Origin of the sequence: Cryptosporangium minutisporangium (genome assembly GCF_039536245.1) — a bacterium.
Classification (GTDB): domain Bacteria; phylum Actinomycetota; class Actinomycetes; order Mycobacteriales; family Cryptosporangiaceae; genus Cryptosporangium; species Cryptosporangium minutisporangium.
Window position 1 is genome coordinate 1 of sequence record NZ_BAAAYN010000136.1, and the last position, 510, is coordinate 510.

Consider the following 510-nt stretch of genomic DNA (forward strand, 5'->3'; position numbering starts at 1 on the left):
ATGACCTTCTACGTTAATTACACTACTATCAATATCAATCGTAATGGATGTCAATTTACTTTTAGTGAGCAGTTTTTTAAAGACTTTAAAATTAATGTCTCTAAACATTTGGGTTGTCTTGAAGTTGAAGTTTCCTAGAAACCGTGACACTGTTTCAGGTTCTTTTACGGAAATATCAAACTCGTTGACGAGGGGATCATTTTGAAGTAGCTTTAGACGTTCTAACTTATCAATGCCAATGAAGTGACCGCAGAGCATGGTCTTTATATGATTCATCTTGATTTTATTTGTTGAGTCATTATCAAATACGAGGTCATTTTCAATAAAATCAAAAATCCCATTGCTTTTTGCATTCTCAAGGAGCAGAAAAAGACCTGCATTTGATGTTAGATTCTTAGCTTTGAAATCAATTTTATTAATCATAATTAGAACCCCTTTTTACTACTTTTCTTACTATTATTTTACCATATATCGAGTCATAAAAGCTGATAATTTAACATATTTTTGAGC

At 31.2% G+C, this 510-nt stretch carries 1 protein-coding gene; it reads right to left on the reverse strand.

The window, feature by feature from the left end:
* On the reverse strand, window positions 1–423 hold a 423-nt coding region (locus ABEB28_RS42855), incomplete at its 3' end, for a transposase (protein ID WP_204362964.1).
* Between the last annotated feature and the right edge of the window lie 87 nt (window positions 424–510).